Below are 19,437 nucleotides of genomic sequence, written 5' to 3'. Positions count from 1 at the left end.
CACGCGAAAAATGCTTACCCGTCTGCGAGAAATAGTTGAGAAGGTTGCCAGTGCCCCGCGCCTCAATGAGGCGCTGGATATTTTGGTTACGGACATCTGCCTTGCGATGGATACCGAGGTATGCTCGGTTTATCTTGCAGATCATGACAGGCGTTGCTTTTATCTGATGGCAACACGTGGCCTTAAAAAGCCGCGTGGTCGCACCATTACACTCGCATTTGATGAAGGCATTGTCGGACTGGTTGGGCGTCTTGCAGAGCCGATAAACCTTGCGGATGCGCAGAAGCACCCAAGTTTTAAATATGTTCCTGCAGTAAAAGAAGAACGTTTCCGCGCCTTCCTCGGGGTTCCTATCATCCAGCGCCGCCAGTTGCTGGGTGTGTTGGTAGTACAACAACGTGAGCACCGGCAATATGATGAAAGCGAGGAGTCTTTTCTCGTAACGCTCGCCACACAAATGGCAGCAATCCTCTCTCAATCACAGCTAGCTGCCTTATTTGGTCAATATCGCCAAACGCGTATTCGCGCGTTGCCTGCCTCTCCGGGTGTGGCGATTGCAGAAGGTTGGATGGATTCGACACTCCCGTTAATGGAGCAAGTGTCTGAGGCATCTACACTCGATACGACACTTGAGCGTGAACGTCTGACTGCAGCCCTTGAAGAGGCTTCTAACGAGTTTCGCCGCTATAGCAAACGCTTTGCCGCGGGGGCCCAGAAAGAAACTGCCGCTATCTTTGACCTCTATTCTCACCTTCTTACCGATGCCCGACTTCGTCGTGAACTATTCGAAGAGGTGGATAAAGGCTCGGTGGCAGAATGGGCAGTTAAAACAGTCATCGAAAAATTTGCGGAGCAATTCGCAAGCCTCAGCGACAGCTACCTAAAAGAACGAGCGGGCGATCTCCGCACGCTCGGTCAACGTCTTCTATTCCATCTTGATGACAACATTCAGAGCCCAAATACATGGCCTGAACGCTTTGTGCTGGTGGCTGATGAGCTTTCAGCAACCACGCTTGCTGAGTTGCCGCAAAACCGCCTGGTTGGTGTTGTGGTGCGTGATGGCGCTGCGAACTCGCATGCTGCAATTATGGTGCGGGCGTTGGGCATTCCAACCGTCATGGGGGCTGATATTCAACCCTCGGTGCTTCATCGCCGCACATTGGTTGTCGATGGCTATCGCGGTGAACTGCTGGTTGACCCTGAAACAGTGCTGCTGCAGGAATACCAGCGACTCATCACCGAAGAGAATGAGCTCAGCCGCCTGGTTGAAGATGAGGTTGATAGCCCGGCAGCGCTGAAAAGCGGTGAGCGTGTACAAGTTATGCTCAATGCAGGCTTGAGCCCGGAGCATGAGCAACAACTTGGCAGTCGTATTGATGGTATAGGGCTATATCGCACTGAAATACCATTTATGCTGCAAAGTGGCTTTCCTTCAGAAGAAGAACAAGTTGCCCAATACCAGGGCATGTTGCAGATGTTTAATGAAAAACCCGTCACGCTGCGAACGCTCGATGTCGGCGCGGATAAACAACTGCCATATATGCCTATCAGCGAAGAAAATCCATGCCTGGGCTGGCGAGGGATCCGCATCACGCTCGACCAACCAGAGATTTTCCTGGTACAAGTGCGAGCCATGCTGCGAGCTAATGCGGCAACGGGCAACCTGAGCATTCTGCTACCGATGATCACCAGCATCGACGAGATTGATGAGGCACGCCGCCTGATTGATCGCGCCGGGCGTGAAGTGGAAGAAGTACTGGGTTATGAGCTACCTAAGCCGCGCATTGGCGTGATGGTTGAGGTGCCGTCGATGGTATTTATGATGGGGCACCTTGCCAGCCGGGTTGATTTTATCTCTGTGGGCACCAACGACCTGACGCAATATTTGCTGGCCGTCGATCGCAATAACACTCGCGTTGCAAGCCTATATGACAGCCTTCATCCGGCAATGATCCGTGCGTTGAGCCACATTGCGAAAGAAGCGGAACGTAACGGTATTGACCTATGTTTATGTGGTGAAATGGCGGGTGACCCGATGTGCGTGGCACTGCTGGTTGGTATGGGTTATCGCCATTTGTCGATGAACGGCCGCTCGGTGGCTCGCGTCAAATATCTGTTGCGCCACATTAGCCTGGAAGAGACGCAACAGCTTGCACAGCGTAGCCTGGAGGCTCAATTATCGACAGAAGTGCGCCATCAGGTAGCTTCCTTCATGGAGCGTCGCGGTATGGGTGGGTTGATTCGCGGTGGGCGTTAAGGCGCTCGTTGTTTCTTCCCCACACCCGGTATTACATATCTTTTACAACTTGCCCGGCTTAACCCTTCCCCCCTTTGTGCTATGATCCGCTGCTTTCGGAGCGCATCTGCACAGATGCGTACTTGCAACCCGTCGTCGACTTTCGGTGGGGTAACAATGGTTTGTGGTGACAGATGAATAGTGGCTATCTGCATTTCCCTGAATTTGACCCGGTGATTTTTTCCGTCGGGCCAGTCTCTTTGCACTGGTACGGAGTGATGTACCTGGTTGGTTTCGTGTTTGCTATGTGGCTTGCGGGTCGTCGCGCTAATAAGCCTGGTAGCGGTTGGACGAAAGACGAAGTCGAAAACCTGCTATATGCTGGCTTCCTTGGGGTATTCCTCGGCGGACGCCTTGGTTATGTCTTCTTCTATAACCTACCATCTTTCCTTGCTGACCCGCTGTATCTGTTTAAAGTCTGGGATGGCGGTATGTCCTTCCACGGCGGGCTGGTTGGTGTTATCTGCGTGATGATTTGGTTTGCGCGCCGCACTCACCGCTCTTTCTTCCAGGTTGCTGATTTCATTGCACCTCTGATTCCATTTGGCTTGGGCGCTGGTCGCCTGGGTAACTTCATCAATGGCGAATTGTGGGGCCGTGTTGATCCTAACTTCCAGTGGGCGATGCTTTTCCCTGGCTCCCGTAGCGAAGATATTGGCCTGCTGGCGACTCACCCTGAATGGCAGTCGCTGTTTAACACCTACGGTGTCTTACCACGTCATCCTTCTCAGCTTTACGAGATGGTTCTGGAAGGTATCGTGCTGTTCATCATTCTTAACATCTTCATCCGTAAACCGCGCCCGATGGGGGCTGTATCCGGTCTGTTCCTGATTGGTTATGGTGCTTTCCGCATTATCGTTGAATTCTTCCGCCAGCCGGATGCACAGTTTACCGGTGCGTGGGTGCAGTACATCAGCATGGGGCAAATCCTCTCTATTCCGATGATTGTCGCCGGTGTGGTAATGATGGTTTGGGCGTATCGTCGTCGTCCACAGCAACAACTTTCGTGAGGGAACATGCAACAGTATCTTGATTTGATGAAACATGTGCTGGAAAACGGCACTCCAAAAGATGACCGCACTGGCACCGGTACGCTGTCGATTTTCGGTCATCAGATGCGCTTTAATTTACAAGATGGTTTCCCGCTGGTTACCACCAAACGCTGCCATTTACGCTCCATCATTCATGAACTTTTGTGGTTCCTGAACGGGGACACCAACGTTGCTTATCTGCATGAAAACAACGTCTCTATCTGGGACGAATGGGCGGATGAAAATGGTGACCTTGGCCCTGTATATGGCAAGCAGTGGCGCTCCTGGGCAACGCCTGATGGCCGCCATATTGACCAGTTAACGACTGTGATTAACCAGCTTAAAAACGATCCAGACTCACGCCGCATTATCGTTTCGGCGTGGAACGTGGGTGAGCTGGATAAAATGGCGTTGGCCCCGTGCCATGCGTTCTTCCAGTTCTACGTGGCTGACGGCAAGCTTTCCTGCCAGCTTTACCAACGTTCATGCGACATCTTCCTTGGCCTGCCATTTAATATCGCCAGCTATGCACTGCTGGTTCATATGATGGCGCAGCAGTGCGACCTGGAAGTGGGTGACTTTGTCTGGACCGGTGGCGATACCCACTTGTACAGCAACCACCTCGAGCAAACCCGTTTGCAGTTAACCCGTGAGCCACGGGCTTTGCCGAAACTGGTGATCAAACGTAAACCTGAGTCTCTGTTCGATTACCGTTTCGACGATTTCGAAATAGAAGGCTACGATCCGCATCCTGCGATCAAAGCGCCAGTCGCTATCTGACGACCGACAGCCTGCCATAACCGGTGCCATTTGTGCGCCGGTTTTTTTTGCCTGAATTTCGCCTCTGCGAGACTCTTTCCAGTACATCTGTAACCTGATGAAACCGTAAAACTATCCTTCGAGTCACCCCGAAAAATAGATCCTTGTCTGTAGCGAAGAATTTTTCGGCTGCCACACTGTCGCCATGAAAACAAAACAACAAGGCTTTAGCCTGATAGAAATGATGGTGGTAATGATCATTGTTGCGGTACTAAGTGCAGGCGGTGTGTATGGCTGGCAACAGTGGCAGCAACAACAACGACTATGGATAACCACCCAACATGTCCGCAATTTGCTTGAACAACTGCGCAGTGATGCTAACTGGCATAACCGAGACCATCTGCTAGTGGTGAAGCGAACAGAGAAAATCTGGTGCCTTACCAGCAAATTGGTGGAGGACAGTGAATGTCATTCTGACAAACGCTGGCGATTGAACCAGCCTTTTACTGATGTTGATATCACTGAGATCACGCCAGGTATCGGGTTTTATGGATTAAGAAATACTGCCTGGCCTGGCCATATCATGTTGCAAAGCATGGCTGGGAAATGGCGGGTTGTTCTATCGGCTCAGGGACGAATTCGTGTCTGCGAGGTTATAGGGAGCAACAAATGCAGCTAAATCAGCAGGGATTCACCTTACTGGAAACCCTCATCGCCATGGCATTAAGTAGTATTGTTTTGCTCGGTGCAGGGCGATTATTTCCAGCTCTGCAACAAGCAGTATTGCAGCAATACCATAAAGAAAGCCTACAAGAGTCAATCTGGCAATTGGCGTTCAGCTTGGGGAAACAGTTGCAAAGAGCAGGCTATTGTCACGGAAGTTGCCAGGGTGATGGGTTGGTGCTGCGCAAAGAGGGCGGATGCGTTTTATTGCAATGGGATAGCAATAGTAATGGGCGCTGGGAGCCCGCCAGCCATGCCGAAACTGAATTGGCAGGCTATCGACTAAATGGTAGCAATCTGGAGTTTATGCGCGGAGCTACCAGTTGTGAAGGTAGTGGCTGGGAGAAAGTATCCGATCCAGCAATAATGTCTATACAGAAATTCTCCGTCGCCCGCCAGGCCCGTCATTTAATGCCTCCGTTGTTAATCATTGAACTGGAAGCTGCTTTCAAAAAAGGCCAAAACCCGGTGTCTGTGCGTCATGCCGTTGTGGGATACAACCTTTGAGCCGGCATTCTGAGCAGGGAAATATCACCCTCGGATTTGTCCTGCTATTGTTTGCGCTGGGTATATTAATGCTTGGTGGATTACAACGGCAGTTAAGTCACCAGCGGCATTTAGTCGCCAGCGAAGTGGGTTTTCTTAAGCAATATGCTGCTGCCGTTTCTGCTCAAGCCTGGGGAAGTCAGTTAACCTGGCAACCTCAGCAAACATGGCAGTGCCAGCAAGAAATAGAAAAAGGCTGGAAAGCCTGCATCTTGCTGGTCGAGAGAAATGAGGTTGTGATGGCGGCGCGTGGAGCTTATTCAGGGGCGCCACTAACATTGTGGCAATGGGGTATTGTAGATAATTTACATTGGCTATCGACGCCTCATGGTTGGCTGGATTTTTGCCCTTTTGCTGAGGTGCCCAGATGCCAGTTACCACAGTAAAATCGTTAGAGCGCGGATTTAGTCTGATTGAAGTGTTGTGTGCTATGGCACTATTTTCAGTGGTGATGCTGGCTCTGCTGGGGTATTACCGAGTATTACAACAAGGTTTTCAGTCGCAATGGCATTCTCGTCAGTTGTGGCGTTTAGCCATAGAGATGAGCGAGCCTGATGTGCCATTGCCAACAGATGGATGGACAGTCAGTCGACAGCAGACATCAGCGGCGGGATGTGTCAGCATCGCCGTTACTATTATTAGCCCTGGTGGGCGAACCGGGCAGCTATCGCGGCTATATTGCCCGCAAAAAGAGAAAAGTCAGGAGTAGCGATTCTATGTTGCGTGTTTACCATTCCAACCGGCTGGATGTGCTGGAAGCAATTATGGAATATATAGTGGAAAGGCAACCGTTGCCGGACCCTTTCCAGCCTGAAGTGGTATTGGTGCAAAGCACCGGTATGGCGCAGTGGCTACAAATGACGTTGGCACAAAAATTTGGAATCGCAGCGAACATAAGCTTCCCGCTTCCCGCTAGTTTCATCTGGGATATGTTTGTACGTGTATTACCAAACATTCCTGAGCAAAGTGCTTTCAACAAGCAAAGCATGAGCTGGAAATTGATGACGCTCATCCCGACGATGCTGGAGCAGCCTGAATTTTCACTTTTGGGTCAGTATCTTGAAGAAGATGAAAATGGGCGAAAACTCTCACAGTTGGCCTCAAGAATTGCTGACCTCTATGACCAATATTTAGTTTATCGGCCTGCATGGTTAAGCCTGTGGGAAAAGGGGGAACTCGCAGACAATGTGGGTGAAGCCCAATCGTGGCAGGCTCCTCTCTGGGCGGCATTGGTTCGGCATACGCAAGAACTTGAACAACCGGAATGGCATCGTGCAAATCTCTATCAACGCTTCATTGATACTCTGGATAAAAGCAGTGAATGCCCGCCGGGCTTACCAGCGCGTGTGTTTATTTGTGGTATTTCGGCATTACCACCTGTTTACCTTCAGGCGTTACAGGCCCTTGGTAAGCACATTGACGTGCATCTGCTGTTTACCAACCCTTGCCGCTACTACTGGGGTGATATTAAAGACCCCGCTTATCTTGCTCGTTTGATCAGCCGTCGACGTCGCAGCCACGCGCAGCGAGACATCACGCTGCCACTGTTCAGAGATTGCGACACAGCCTCAGCATTGTTCAACGACGAGGGTGAACAAGATATTGGCAACCCACTGCTGGCCTCATGGGGGAAGTTGGGGCGTGATTACACGTACCTGTTAGCTGAATTACAACGTTTTGAAGAGATTGATGTATTTGTCGATATTGAGCCTGACAACGTGCTGCGCAATGTGCAGTACGATTTGCTGGAGCTACAAAACAATGCTGTCACCGGATTAACCGAAGAAGAGTTTGAACATAGCCATAAGAAACGCCTTCTTGCTCTTGATGATCAATCAGTGACATTCCATGAATGCCACAGCCCTCAGCGTGAAGTCGAAGTGCTGCACGATCAGCTACTGGCGATGCTTGATGCAGATCCGACGCTAACACCACGAGACATTATCGTGATGGTGGCAGATATCGATAGCTACAGCCCATTTATCCAGGCCGTATTTGGGAACGCTGTTGGTGAGCGTCGTTTACCCTTTGCGATTTCTGACCGCCGCGCCAGACAGGCTCACCCGGCTCTGCAGGCGTTTATTTCTCTACTTTCGCTTCCTGATAGCCGTTTCGTAGCACAGGATGTTCTTGCACTGCTTGAGGTTCCCGCGCTGGCTGCTCGCTTCTCAATTAACGAAGAAGGGCTGCGCTATTTGCGCCAATGGGTCAATGAATCTGGGATTCGTTGGGGAATTGATGATGACAATGTGCGCGAATTGGATCTTCCCGCAACCGGGCAGCACACGTGGCGCTTTGGTCTCACACGTATGCTGTTGGGTTATGCAATGGATAGTCAGGCGGGCGAGTGGCAATCCATTCTCCCTTACGATGAGTCGAGCGGTTTAATCGCTGAACTTGTCGGGCAATTGGCTGAATTATTAATGCAGTTGAACATCTGGCGTAGGGAGCTCTCAGTGGCTCGGCCATTAGCCGAATGGACAACAGTCTGCCGCGACATGTTATCGAGCTTCTTCTTGCCTGATACTGAAACAGAAGGTGCGCTGGCGCTCATTGAACAGCAGTGGCAAGAAATCATTAAATATGGTCTTGAGTCGCGTTACCAGGAGCAAATCTCGCTAACGTTATTACGTGACGAGTTGGCACAGCGTCTCGATCAAGAACGCATCAGTCAACGTTTTCTGGCCGGGCCAATAAACTTCTGTACCCTGATGCCGATGCGTTCCATTCCTTTCAAAGTCGTGTGCTTGCTTGGTATGAATGATGGCGTTTATCCGCGCACACTGGCGCCACTTGGTTTTGATCTTATGAGCCAGAAGCCGCAGCGTGGTGACCGTAGCCGCAGGGACGATGACCGTTACTTATTCCTTGAAGCCCTAAATTCGGCGCAATTACGTTTTTATATTAGCTATATCGGGCGGTCTATTCAGGACAACAGCCAACGCTATCCTTCAGTACTGGTTGACGAATTATTGGACTACATCGCGCAAAGTCATTGCCTGCCACAGGACACGGAACAGACCTGTGATGAAAGCAGTGAGCTTGTGAAAAAACATCTGGTTCAGCAACATTATCGTACCCCTTTCGAGGCGGGTAATTTTTTGCCGGGAGCGCTTGTACAAAGCTATGCCAACGAATGGTTACCAGCCGCAAGGGATCAGGGCCAGGCCCAGGTGGCATTTATTCAACCATTACAAGAAGAGAGTCAGGAAGTCATTACGCTCGACCAATTACAGCGTTTCTGGCGTCATCCGGTACGGGCCTTTTTCCAGATGCGTCTGGGTATCCATTTTCGACTTGAAGAGAGCGATTTACCCGATGCCGAGCCGTTCACATTAGATAGCCTGGAGCGTTTCCAGATGAATCAGGAATTGCTCAATACCCTGGTTCAGGAAGGTGACACACAGCAACTATTCCGCCGCTACCGTGCGGCAGGCTCGTTGCCGTATGGAGCTTTCGGTGAGATTTTATGGGAAACCCAGTTAACAGAAATGGCAGAACTGGCACAAAAAGTGAGAGCTGAACGGCAAAACGGTAACAGTGTGGAAGTCTCGCTAGATTTAGACGGAACAAGTCTGGAAGGTTGGCTGTCGGATGTGCAGGCTGATGGCTTGTTGCGCTGGCGTCCTTCCATCCTCAATCCGGCACACGGTATGCAGCTGTGGATCGAACATGTTGTCTGGTGTGCATTGGGGGGGAATGGCGAAAGTCGCCTGTACGGACGGGATTCAACGGAGTGGAAATTCCCTGCACTTGAGAGGGAACAGGCAAAAAGCTATCTCCAGCAACTTATTGATGGTTATCGCAAAGGATTAGTACAACCGCTCTTGTTGCTTCCTGTGAGTGGCGGCGCATGGATAAAAGCCTGTTATGAACCTGCAAATGATGCCATTTTATGGGATGAGCAAACGCAACAGAAAGCCAAAAGTAAGCTATTGGCGGCCTGGGAAGGAAATCAGAGAGTTGAAGGTGAGGGGGCTGATATGTGGCTACAACGCCTGTATCGTACGCTTGAACCTGACTACTACGAGGCGATTATAAGAGAGGCAGAGCGCTACTTACTGCCGCTGTTTCGTTTTAATAAAGCTTAAATGACTGTATAAAAATTGCACAATTCGGCGGGTTCATCTATGATGCGCTACTTGCTCAGGGTTGGCGAAAAAATAAACAACTAAAATAACAGATTGTTTTTAAAAGTTGTTAATGATGAGTGAGTTAGGAAGTTTCGTGATTATGAGGTTCGTGAATGCCTAAATGCAGCACCTGGTTAAAACCGCTTTTCTTGTTGTTAGTTGCCCTTTGGGCACCATTAAGTCAGGCAGACACGGGTTGGCAACCTATCCAGGAAACTATACGCAAAAGTGAGAAAGACAACCGTCAATATCAGGCTATACGTCTTGATAATGGTATGACAGTCCTGCTGGTTTCTGATCCGCAAGCTGTTAAGTCATTGTCTGCGTTGGTTGTTCCCGTTGGTTCTTTAGAGGATCCTAACGACCATCTTGGCTTGGCTCACTATCTTGAACATATGACGCTGATGGGCTCCAAAAAGTATCCGGAGCCGGATAGCCTGTCAGAATTTCTCAAAAAGCATGGTGGCAGCCATAACGCCAGCACTGCAACTTACCGCACTGCGTTTTATCTCGAAGTAGAAAACGATGCGCTGGAAGGGGCGGTTGACCGTTTGTCTGATGCTATCGCTGAGCCGAATCTCGCGCCAGAATATGCCGAACGTGAACGTAATGCGGTTAATGCAGAGCTGACCTTAGCTCGCGCCCGTGATGGTATGCGTATGGCGCAAGTTAGTGCTGAAACTATCAATCCTGCACATCCTGGTTCGCGTTTTTCAGGCGGTAATCTTGAAACTCTGCGCGACAAACCAGGAAGCAAGCTGCTGGATGCTCTGGTCGCTTTCCGTGATAAATATTATTCTGCGAACCTGATGAAGGCCGTTATTTACAGTAATAAACCATTGCCAGAACTGGCAAAAATTGCTGTGGAAACATATGGCCGAGTGCCGAATAAAAATATTGAACGGCCTGTTATTGATGTGCCGGTTGTCACTGATGCGCAAAAAGGAATCGTCATTCATTATGTACCCGCATTGCCTCGCAAAGTGGTGCGTGTTGAATTCCGTATCGACAATAACAGCGATAAATTCCGCAGCAAAACAGATGAATTAATTGGCTATTTGATTGGCAATCGTAGCAACAATACGCTTTCTGACTGGCTGCAAAAGCAGGGGTTGGCAGATAGCATCCGTGCCGATTCCGACCCGTTAGTTAACGGCAACAGCGGTGTGTTCGCAATCTCCGTATCGTTGACGGATAAAGGTCTTGCGCAGCGTGATGAAGTGGTTGCGGCTATTTTCAGTTACTTAAATAAACTGCGTGAGAATGGTGTCGATAAAAGTTATTTCGACGAACTTGCCCATGTTCTCGATCTCGACTTCCGTTATCCATCCATAACCCGAGATATGGATTATGTAGAATGGTTAGCAGACACCATGCTGCGCGTGCCTGTCGAGCACACACTTGATGCTGTCAATATCGCCGATCAATACGATCCAGCGGCTATTAAAGCGCGCCTGGATATGATGACGCCGCAAAATGCACGTGTCTGGTATATCAGCCCGAAAGAGCCACATAATAAAACGGCTTATTTTGTCGAAGCGCCTTATCAGGTCGATAAAATCACACCACAACTCTTCGATACCTGGCAGAAAAAAGCGGCAGCAATCAAACTGACATTGCCGCAATTGAACCCGTACATCCCGGATGACTTTACGTTAGTTAAACCAGATAAAACCTATGCTCACCCTGAGTTACTGGTAAAAGAACCAGGTTTGCGTGTGTTGTATATGCCAAGCCACTATTTTGCCAGTGAACCAAAAGCTGACGTGACTATGGTGCTGCGTAACCCGCAGGCGATGGATAGCGCGAAAAACCAGGTCTTGTTTGCTCTGAATGACTATCTGGCAGGAATCGCCCTGGACGAGTTAAGCAACCAGGCTTCCATTGGCGGTATTGGCTTCTCTACAAATGCCAATAGCGGTTTGATGGTTAATGCCAACGGTTACACCCAACGTTTGCCACAACTTTTTGAAGCACTGCTAAAAGGCTATTTCTCCTATACACCGACTCAAGAGCAGTTGGATCAGGCAAAGTCATGGTATGCCCAAATGATGGATTCGGCAGATAAAGGCAAAGCTTACGATCAGGCGATTATGCCGGTGCAGATGGTATCGCAGGTGCCGTACTTCCAGCGTGAAACACGCCGTGCGTTGTTGCCTGATCTGACGATAAAAGACGTGCTTGATTACCGGGAAGCTTTAAAAACTAATGCTAAACCTGAGTTTTTAGTGCTGGGCAATATGTCTGCTGGTCAGGCAAAAGAGCTTGCACATAATGTACAAAACCAGCTCGCTACCAAAGGTAATGAGTGGTGCCGCAATAAAGACGTGCTTGTGGATAGCAAACATTTAGCGATGTTTGAAAAAACAGGTAGTAGCACAGATTCGGCGCTGGCCGCAGTTTATGTACCGAAAGGTTTCGATGAAACGGTAAGTACAGCTTACAGCTCTATGCTGGGGCAAATCATTCAGCCTTGGTTCTACAATCAGTTGCGTACCCAGGAACAGTTGGGTTATGCCGTGTTTGCATTCCCGATGTCAGTTGGCCGCCAGTGGGGGATTGGTTTCTTACTGCAAAGTAACGATAAGCAACCAGCCTACTTGTACCAGCGTTTTAAAGCGTTTTACCCAACGGCTGAAAAGAAGTTGCGTGAGATGAGCGCTGAAGATTTTGCTCAAATGCAGCAGGGAATGATCAGTGAAATTATGCAGGCACCGCAAACCTTGTCTCAGGAGGCTTCACAACTGAGCAAAGATTTCGATCGCGGAAACCTGGATTTTGATTCGCGTGATAAAGTAGTCGCCGAAATTAAAAAACTGACGCCGCAAAAACTGGCTGATTTCTTCCATCAGGCAGTGATTGAACCACAGGGAATAGCTGTACTGTCGCAAGTTTCTGGTAGCCACAATGGCAAGTCAGATTATGCCACTCCGAAAGGCTGGAAAACCTGGAAGGAGGTCAGCTCTCTGCAGCAATCTTTGCCGCTTGTAGACGCTAAGTAATGGCGGCCACGGCACCTGCAACTTGAAAGACAATGGGTATAATAATGACCGGAATCACTCAGCCGCTTGACCCCCTAAGTTTACCTCTGACGGGGGAGCGGCTGATTGAAGCCTCTGCCGGTACCGGAAAGACATTTACCATTGCGGCACTCTATTTGCGTTTGCTACTTGGCCTGGGTGGGCAAAACGCCCATCCCCGGCCACTGTCAGTTGAAGAATTATTGGTCGTTACCTTCACTCAGGCTGCGACCGAAGAGCTCCGCGGCCGTATTCGCGCCAATATTCATGAGTTGCGCATCGCCTGTGTACGTAATCGTACTGACAACCCACTGTTCCAAAGTCTGCTGGCCGAAATTCCAGATCTTCATCAGGCTGCCCAGGTTTTGCGCCTTGCAGAACAGCAAATGGACGAAGCGGCTATTTTCACTATCCATGGTTTTTGCCAGCGAATGCTCAGCCTGAATGCCTTCGAATCAGGCATGTTGTTTGAGCAACAACTCATTGAAGATGAATCGCGGCTGCGCCGTAATGCCTGTGCTGATTTCTGGCGTCGCCATTGTTACCCGCTTCCTAAACCGGTCGCGCAGGTAATGGCTGAGGAGTGGGCTGGCCCGGAAGAACTTCTCAGAGACATAAACAGCTGGTTGCAAGGTGAACAACCGGTTCTGAAACAGCCACCAGCCGATGATGAAACGCTTCTCGCACGCCATCAGAAAATAATTAACGCTATTGAAGATGTGAAAGCACAATGGTGTGCTTGCGCGGATGAAATTGCGCAACTCCTGAGTGTGGCGAAAATAGACCGCCGTAGTTATAGCAGCAAAAATCTACCTAACTGGCTGAACATTGTTGGCACATGGGCGCAGACGGAAACCATAACTTATAAATTGCCTGACCAACTGGAGCGTTTCTCTCAGTCAATGCTTGATGAGAAAACCCAAGAAGGCCAACCGCCGCAGCATCCTGTTTTCAGAGCGATTAACGATTTATTGGGTGAGCCGCTAACACTGCGTGATTTAGTTATCGCTCGTGCTATGGCAGAAATCCGCTATACCGTTCAGCAGGAAAAGCTTCGTCGTGGCGAACTCGGGTTTGACGATATGCTGACTCGTCTTGATGAAGCTCTGCATAAGCCGGGTGGTGATGCCCTGGCAGCCGCCATTCGTGCCCGTTTCCCGGCAGCGATGATTGATGAGTTCCAGGATACCGACCCTCAGCAATATCGCATTTTTCGGCGCTTATATATCAATCAGCCCGAAACGGCGCTGTTGCTTATCGGTGACCCAAAACAAGCCATTTATGCTTTCCGCGGGGCAGATATTTTTACCTATATGAAAGCTCGTCATGAGGTAAGTGCCCACTACACGTTGGATACTAACTGGCGCTCATCGCCTGCAATGATAAGCAGCGTAAATACGCTGTTCCAACAACTGGATAATCCCTTCTTATTCGAGCAAATTCCGTTTATGGCGGTGAAAGCTGCGGAGAAGAACTGCGGCCTGCGTTTTACCATGAAAGGGAAGAACCAGGCGGCGATGTCACTCTGGGTGCCGTCGGGTGATGGTTGTGGTGTGAGTGATTACCAACAAATCATGGCCATGCAGTGTGCGCAGCAGATTCGCGACTGGCTGAGTGCCGGGCAGCGCGGTGAGGCTCTATTATGGAAAGGTGAGGTATCTCGTCCGGTACAGTCATCAGACATCACTATTTTGGTTCGTAGTCGTGGTGAAGCTTCAATTGTTCGGGAAGCTTTGAGCGCGCTAAATATCCCCTCTGTTTACCTTTCAAATCGTGACTCGGTTTTTGCAACGCCTGAAGCGCGCGAGATTTTGTGGATCTTGCAGGCTGTACTTGCTCCTGAAATTGAAACAGCACTGAGAAGTGCGGTTGCGACCAGTATGCTTGGCCTTGATGCCCAAATGATTGAGGCGCTAAATAATGATGAAAATGCCTGGGATCAGTTGGTTGAAGAGTTCTCAGAATATAGACAAATTTGGCTGCGCCGGGGCGTAATGCCTATGTTGCGGGCGCTTATTGCATATCGCCAGGTCGCTGAAAACTTGTTGGCAACGCCGGGAGGTGAACGGCGTCTTACCGACATTCTGCACATCAGCGAGTTGCTACAAGAAGAAGCCGCGCAAACAGACAGTGAACATGCTCTGGTTCGATGGTTGGCGCAACAGGTCGCTGAACCTGACAGCAACGCGTTTAGCCAACAATTACGTCTCGAAAGTGACAGGCATTTGGTTCAGGTTGTCACTATCCATAAATCAAAAGGGCTTGAGTATCCGTTGGTCTGGTTGCCATTCATTGCCAACTACCGAGCGCAAAACAGTGGCCTGTACCACGATCGTTCAACATTCTCGCCGTTGCTGGATTTAAGCGACGATGAGGAAAGCCTTAGTCTTGCGGAAGAAGAGCGTCTGGCAGAGGATTTACGTTTGCTGTACGTCGCTTTGACGCGCTCTATCTGGCATTGCAGTCTTGGTGTCGCCCCATTGTTTAAGGGGAATCGCGCTAAAAAGGGGAACAGCGATCTGCATCTCGGTGCGCTGGGCTATCTTCTGCAAAAAGGTGAAGCGAAAGATGCTGCCGGTTTACAGGCATGCTTGCAGGAACTGGTCAGTGAGTCGATTAATGTCGAAGAACCTCACTCGGAAGACTACACGCCGTGGCAGCCCGTTAGTGCCGCACTCCCGGAACTGAGTGCCAGAGTGATGAAAAGACAGGTTGCTGATAACTGGCGTGTAACCAGTTATTCCGGTTTGCAGCAGCATGGCAGTAGCCAGGTGCTGGAACTATTGCCTCGATTAGATGTGGATGCTGCAGGTGTAATGCCTGTGCAAAGTGAGCCATCACTAACTCCACACACCTTCCCGCGTGGGGCAGGGCCGGGCACATTTTTGCATAGCTTATTCGAAGGCATTGATTTTACTCAGCCGATTGACGATGCGTGGGTTGCAAAGCAACTCACAGAGCAAGGTTTTGCTGAAGAGTGGCAGCCGATTGTCAGCGAATGGTTGCAGGCAATTTTACAGGCCCCGTTGAATGATTCAGGCGTCTCACTCAACCAATTATCTTCTCAGGAAAAACAGGTCGAACTGGCGTTCTATCTACCCATTGAAAGTGATTTGCAGGCTGCACATTTGGATAGGTTGGTACGTGAACATGACTCATTATCGGCAGGTTGCCCACCGTTAAACTTCAAACAGGTGCGTGGCATGCTGAAAGGGTTTATCGACCTGGTTTTCCGCTGGCAAGGGCGTTACTACCTGCTGGATTACAAATCCAACTGGCTGGGTGAAGACAGTAGTGCCTATACCCAGGAAGCAATGATGGGTGCGATGCAATCCCATCGTTATGACCTGCAATATCAGTTATACACGTTGGCACTGCATCGCTATTTGCGCCACCGTATGCCTGATTACGATTACCAAAAGCATTTTGGTGGTGTTATTTATCTGTTTTTACGCGGTGTTGAAAGCAATGGCTCGTCACAGGGAATATTTACAACACGCCCTTCTGTGCAATTAATTGATCAGATGGACGCATTGTTTGCCGGGCAAACGGACGAGGTTATGCCATGAAAATGTCTGAGCTGTTACAGCAGGCGGTCGAGCAAAAATTGTTGCGCGCATTGGATACGCAATTCGCCATGATGATTGCCAGTGACGAGCAGCCCGCAGTCATGCTGGCAGCGGCACTTGTTAGTCACGATGCAGGTGAAGGCCATGTGTGTATCCCAGTTTCTCGCTTAAAACCGGAGTTCTGTTTTGCCGGGCGGCAACCTGATTTTGCTGAGCAACTTTTCGCTATGGTTGATACCAAAGCCAACTGGCACGAGGTGCTACTGGCGTCTGATGCGGTAAGTGAGCATGAAGGGGCGACACCGCTGAAATTAATTGGCGAGCGTTTGTACCTCAACCGGATGTGGCAAAACGAACAGTCTGTCGCGCGATTTTTTGGTGAAGAGAACTGCGCAATCCCACTTGATGAAACGCAGATTATCCGTGTACTAAATCAACTCTTTGAACCAACAGCCGATATCGACTGGCAAAAGGTTGCTGCGGCCGTGGCACTGACACGACGCATTTCAGTGATTTCTGGTGGGCCAGGAACGGGGAAGACCACTACGGTGGCTAAATTGCTCGCAGCACTTGTTCAACTGTCTGACGCAAAACCTTTGCGTATTCAACTGGCGGCTCCAACGGGTAAGGCTGCTGCACGTTTAACCGAATCCTTAGGTTCAGCTCTACGGCGTTTGCCGCTGGATGATGTGCAAAAAGCCTCGTTGCCGAGCGATGCTTGTACCCTGCACCGTTTATTGGGTGCACAACCTAACAGCCAACGTCTGCGCTATCACGCAGGGAACCCATTGCATCTTGATGTGCTGGTAGTGGATGAGGCCTCGATGGTGGATTTGCCAATGATGGCGAAGCTGATTCATGCGTTGCCAACGCATGCGCGGATCATTTTCTTAGGCGACCGTGATCAACTGGCATCGGTGGAAGCGGGGGCGGTGCTCGGGGATATTTGCCACTATGTTACACACGGATATTCTCCTGTTCGTGCGGCCGAATTAAGTCGACTGACGGGTTACTCACTGTCGACCGGTGAAGGAACCGAAGCTAGTGTGTTGCGTGATGGACTTTGTCTACTGCAAAAAAGCTACCGTTTTGATAGCCAATCAGGGATTGGGCAACTGGCCTATGCCGTCAATGCAAGCGATGTGAAACAGGCTAAAGCAGTGTTTGCTAAAGGTTTTGGCGATATCACAAAGCAGCCTTTGCGCGAAACTGAAGACTACGCATTCATGATTGCTGATGCAGTGGATGGGTATCGGCCCTATCTGGAGTTAATGCGCAATCACGCAGAGCCTGCAGCTATTATTGACGCTTTCGGGCGTTATCAGTTGTTATGTGCATTGCGTGATGGCCCGTTTGGCGTCAGCGGCCTGAACAACAGAATCGAACTTGCGCTGATTCAAAAAAGGCTCATTGAGCGGCCAAATCAGGCTGCTTCAAGATGGTACAACGGCAGACCAATTATGATTTCGCGTAACGACAGCTCGTTAGGCTTATTCAATGGTGACATTGGTATTGCGTTAGACACAGGCGAGGGGCTACGCGTCTGGTTCCCGATGCCAGATGGCACGATAAAATCAGTGCAGCCGAGCCGTTTACCAGGGCATGAAACTGCCTATGCTATGACGGTGCATAAATCTCAGGGTTCGGAATTTGATCATGCCGCACTGGTTTTGCCAAATCAGTATACCGCTGTGGTGACGCGTGAACTGGTCTATACCGCGATTACTCGTGCTCGAAGCAGGCTATCTTTGTATGCCGATGATCGGGTGCTGGAAAAGGCAATTGTGACGAAGACGGAAAGACGCAGTGGATTAATGGAGAGTTTTAGCTAGCCCTTAAAAGGGCTAGCTTATTGGTTATGCTAAATCAGCCATCAGCACTTTCGAACGGCGTTGATAGTTGTACATCTCTTTTTTACTTTCTGGCAGCAGTTCAACATCGACCGGCATAAAGCCACGTTCCTGGAACCAATGAATGCTACGAGTTGTCAGCACGAACAACTTGCTCAGACCCATTTGACGGGCCTGTGTGGCAATGCGTTGTAGCAACACCTCACCGCGTGACGAACTTCGATAGTCCGGGTGAACGGCTACGCAGGCCATCTCTCCAATCCCTTCTTCCAGGAATGGATAGAGTGCTGCACAGGCGATAGTCAGATTGTCGCGCTGGATAATAGTGAATTTGTCGATCTCCATTTCCAGTTGCTCACGCGAGCGACGCACCAGAATCCCTTGCTGTTCGAGAGGGCGAATCAACTCCAGAATACCGCCAATATCGTTAATGGTGGCGCGACGAATTTGCTCCGCGCTCTCCATAACAATTTGTGTACCGATGCCGTCGCGTGAGAATAGCTCCTGCAGTAACGCGCCATCTTCCTGATAACTGATCAAATGGCTACGACGTACACCGCTACGGCAGGCTTTCACCGCTCCACGTAAGAAACGCACGGTGCCAGAATGGTAATCGCTGGCTGCTTCCAGCTCTTCAATGCGTTTTTGCGCATCGTTCGGGAAGAGTTCGGAAACGATATTGCCGTTGTCGTCAATAACCCCCTGAGAAGAGCAGAAGCCAATCATTTTTTCGGCTTTCAGTTTGACGGCCAGCTGCGTGGCAATCTCTTCAGATGTGAGATTGAAGCTTTCACCTGTGACAGAAACCGCAACCGGCCCCATCAAAACAATCGCACCGTTATCAAGCTGACGGTGAATGGCCTCTTCGTCGATACGACGCACGCGCCCGCTGTGGCAATAATCCACGCCATCATCCACACCCAATGGTTGCGCAATAATAAAGTTGCCGCTGACCACATTGATGTGTGCGCCTTGTAATGGCGTATTCCCAAGGCTCATGGATAAACGTGCGGTAATATCCAGTTGCAGTAGACCGGCTGCCTGTTTTACCAGCTCCAGCGTTTTTGCATCGGTAACACGCGTGTGTTTGTGGTAGATAGGCTCATGATTATGCGAAGCCAAATTGGCATCAATCTGTGGGCGGGCGCCATACACCACCACCAGACGAATCCCCAGGCTGTGGAGTAGCCCAATATCATTAACGATACTGGAGAAGTTCTCGTGTTCGATGGCTTCGCCGCCAAGCATAATGACAAACGTTTTTCCCCGATGGGCATTTATATAGGGAACAGAATGGCGGAATCCCTGTACCAGTTCGGTTCTACGTTCCTTCACCACGGCCAGACCTCATTGCATGATTATTCGTAATTTATGTATTTTTATTCTTTTATTGCCTTCGGTGCAAGAGACAATTTCCACAAAGCGGATATTTCTACATTTAACCTGCCAGGTGCTTGATTGCGAATGTTTACCCTTTAATGAGTGACAGTCCGTGCCTGTTTCGTTAAAG

The 19,437-nt window shown here is 49.9% G+C and carries 12 protein-coding genes; 11 read left to right on the top strand and 1 reads right to left on the bottom strand.

Features of this window, described 5'->3' with window-relative positions; genetic code table 11:
• Positions 1–10: 10 nt before the first annotated feature.
• The 11 genes from ptsP to recD all read left to right on the top strand — a co-directional run bounded on the left by ptsP (position 11) and on the right by recD (position 17,909).
• The gene (gene ptsP / locus M979_RS13360) at positions 11–2,257 is read left to right on the top strand and encodes a phosphoenolpyruvate--protein phosphotransferase (RefSeq protein WP_064555220.1); all 2,247 of its coding nucleotides are present in this window, start codon (positions 11–13) and stop codon (positions 2,255–2,257) included.
• A 173-nt stretch (positions 2,258–2,430) separates the two neighbouring features.
• Positions 2,431–3,306, top strand: a complete 876-nt coding sequence (gene lgt / locus M979_RS13355; RefSeq protein ID WP_034457546.1) for a prolipoprotein diacylglyceryl transferase — start codon at positions 2,431–2,433, stop codon at positions 3,304–3,306.
• Positions 3,307–3,312: 6 nt separating this feature from the next.
• The gene (thyA, locus tag M979_RS13350; RefSeq protein ID WP_064555219.1) at positions 3,313–4,107 is read left to right on the top strand and encodes a thymidylate synthase; all 795 of its coding nucleotides are present in this window, start codon (positions 3,313–3,315) and stop codon (positions 4,105–4,107) included.
• A gap of 184 nt (positions 4,108–4,291) precedes the next feature.
• Positions 4,292–4,765 (top strand): prepilin peptidase-dependent protein, encoded by a 474-nt coding sequence (locus M979_RS13345; RefSeq protein ID WP_064555218.1) that lies wholly within the window; start codon positions 4,292–4,294, stop codon positions 4,763–4,765.
• Positions 4,756–5,316, top strand: coding sequence for a prepilin peptidase-dependent protein (locus M979_RS13340; protein ID WP_064555217.1), 561 nt, complete (start codon positions 4,756–4,758; stop codon positions 5,314–5,316). Before M979_RS13345 ends, M979_RS13340 begins: the two co-directional genes overlap by 10 nt.
• Positions 5,313–5,741, top strand: a complete 429-nt coding sequence (locus M979_RS13335; RefSeq protein WP_074388657.1) for a DUF2509 family protein — start codon at positions 5,313–5,315, stop codon at positions 5,739–5,741. The genes M979_RS13340 and M979_RS13335 overlap by 4 nt, the downstream gene beginning before the upstream one ends.
• The gene (locus M979_RS13330; protein WP_064555215.1) at positions 5,723–6,064 is read left to right on the top strand and encodes a prepilin-type N-terminal cleavage/methylation domain-containing protein; all 342 of its coding nucleotides are present in this window, start codon (positions 5,723–5,725) and stop codon (positions 6,062–6,064) included. The genes M979_RS13335 and M979_RS13330 overlap by 19 nt, the downstream gene beginning before the upstream one ends.
• A 7-nt stretch (positions 6,065–6,071) precedes the next feature.
• Positions 6,072–9,446, top strand: coding sequence for an exodeoxyribonuclease V subunit gamma (gene recC / locus M979_RS13325; RefSeq protein WP_064555214.1), 3,375 nt, complete (start codon positions 6,072–6,074; stop codon positions 9,444–9,446).
• Between the two features lie 155 nt (positions 9,447–9,601).
• Positions 9,602–12,490, top strand: coding sequence for a pitrilysin (gene ptrA, locus M979_RS13320; RefSeq protein ID WP_064555213.1), 2,889 nt, complete (start codon positions 9,602–9,604; stop codon positions 12,488–12,490).
• Positions 12,491–12,534: 44 nt separating this feature from the next.
• The gene (recB, locus tag M979_RS13315) at positions 12,535–16,077 is read left to right on the top strand and encodes an exodeoxyribonuclease V subunit beta (protein WP_064555212.1); all 3,543 of its coding nucleotides are present in this window, start codon (positions 12,535–12,537) and stop codon (positions 16,075–16,077) included.
• Complete coding sequence (gene recD, locus M979_RS13310; RefSeq protein WP_064555211.1) at positions 16,074–17,909, top strand: exodeoxyribonuclease V subunit alpha; 1,836 nt, start codon at positions 16,074–16,076, stop codon at positions 17,907–17,909. Before recB ends, recD begins: the two co-directional genes overlap by 4 nt.
• A gap of 24 nt (positions 17,910–17,933) precedes the next feature.
• On the opposite strand, the gene argA is transcribed toward recD, so the two are convergent.
• On the bottom strand, positions 17,934–19,265 hold the full coding sequence (argA, locus tag M979_RS13305; RefSeq protein WP_064555210.1) for an amino-acid N-acetyltransferase: 1,332 nt from the start codon (positions 19,263–19,265) through the stop codon (positions 17,934–17,936).
• Positions 19,266–19,437 lie beyond the last annotated feature (172 nt).

Source organism: Buttiauxella noackiae ATCC 51607 (genome assembly GCF_001654865.1).
GTDB classification, from domain to species: Bacteria; Pseudomonadota; Gammaproteobacteria; order Enterobacterales; family Enterobacteriaceae; genus Buttiauxella; species Buttiauxella noackiae.
This window is presented reverse-complemented; position numbering and strand designations above follow the sequence as displayed.

What these genes read in the sequence shown, in the direction of transcription:
- thyA (WP_064555219.1), top strand. Translation starts at nt 3,313, where the DNA reads ATGCAACAGTATCTTGATTTGATGAAACATGTGCTGGAAAACGGCACT.
- M979_RS13330 (WP_064555215.1), top strand. Translation starts at nt 5,723, where the DNA reads ATGCCAGTTACCACAGTAAAATCGTTAGAGCGCGGATTTAGTCTGATT.
- M979_RS13345 (WP_064555218.1), top strand. Translation starts at nt 4,292, where the DNA reads ATGAAAACAAAACAACAAGGCTTTAGCCTGATAGAAATGATGGTGGTA.
- ptsP (WP_064555220.1), top strand. Translation starts at nt 11, where the DNA reads ATGCTTACCCGTCTGCGAGAAATAGTTGAGAAGGTTGCCAGTGCCCCG.
- ptrA (WP_064555213.1), top strand. Translation starts at nt 9,602, where the DNA reads ATGCCTAAATGCAGCACCTGGTTAAAACCGCTTTTCTTGTTGTTAGTT.
- recC (WP_064555214.1), top strand. Translation starts at nt 6,072, where the DNA reads ATGTTGCGTGTTTACCATTCCAACCGGCTGGATGTGCTGGAAGCAATT.
- recB (WP_064555212.1), top strand. Translation starts at nt 12,535, where the DNA reads ATGACCGGAATCACTCAGCCGCTTGACCCCCTAAGTTTACCTCTGACG.
- recD (WP_064555211.1), top strand. Translation starts at nt 16,074, where the DNA reads ATGAAAATGTCTGAGCTGTTACAGCAGGCGGTCGAGCAAAAATTGTTG.
- M979_RS13340 (WP_064555217.1), top strand. Translation starts at nt 4,756, where the DNA reads ATGCAGCTAAATCAGCAGGGATTCACCTTACTGGAAACCCTCATCGCC.
- lgt (WP_034457546.1), top strand. Translation starts at nt 2,431, where the DNA reads ATGAATAGTGGCTATCTGCATTTCCCTGAATTTGACCCGGTGATTTTT.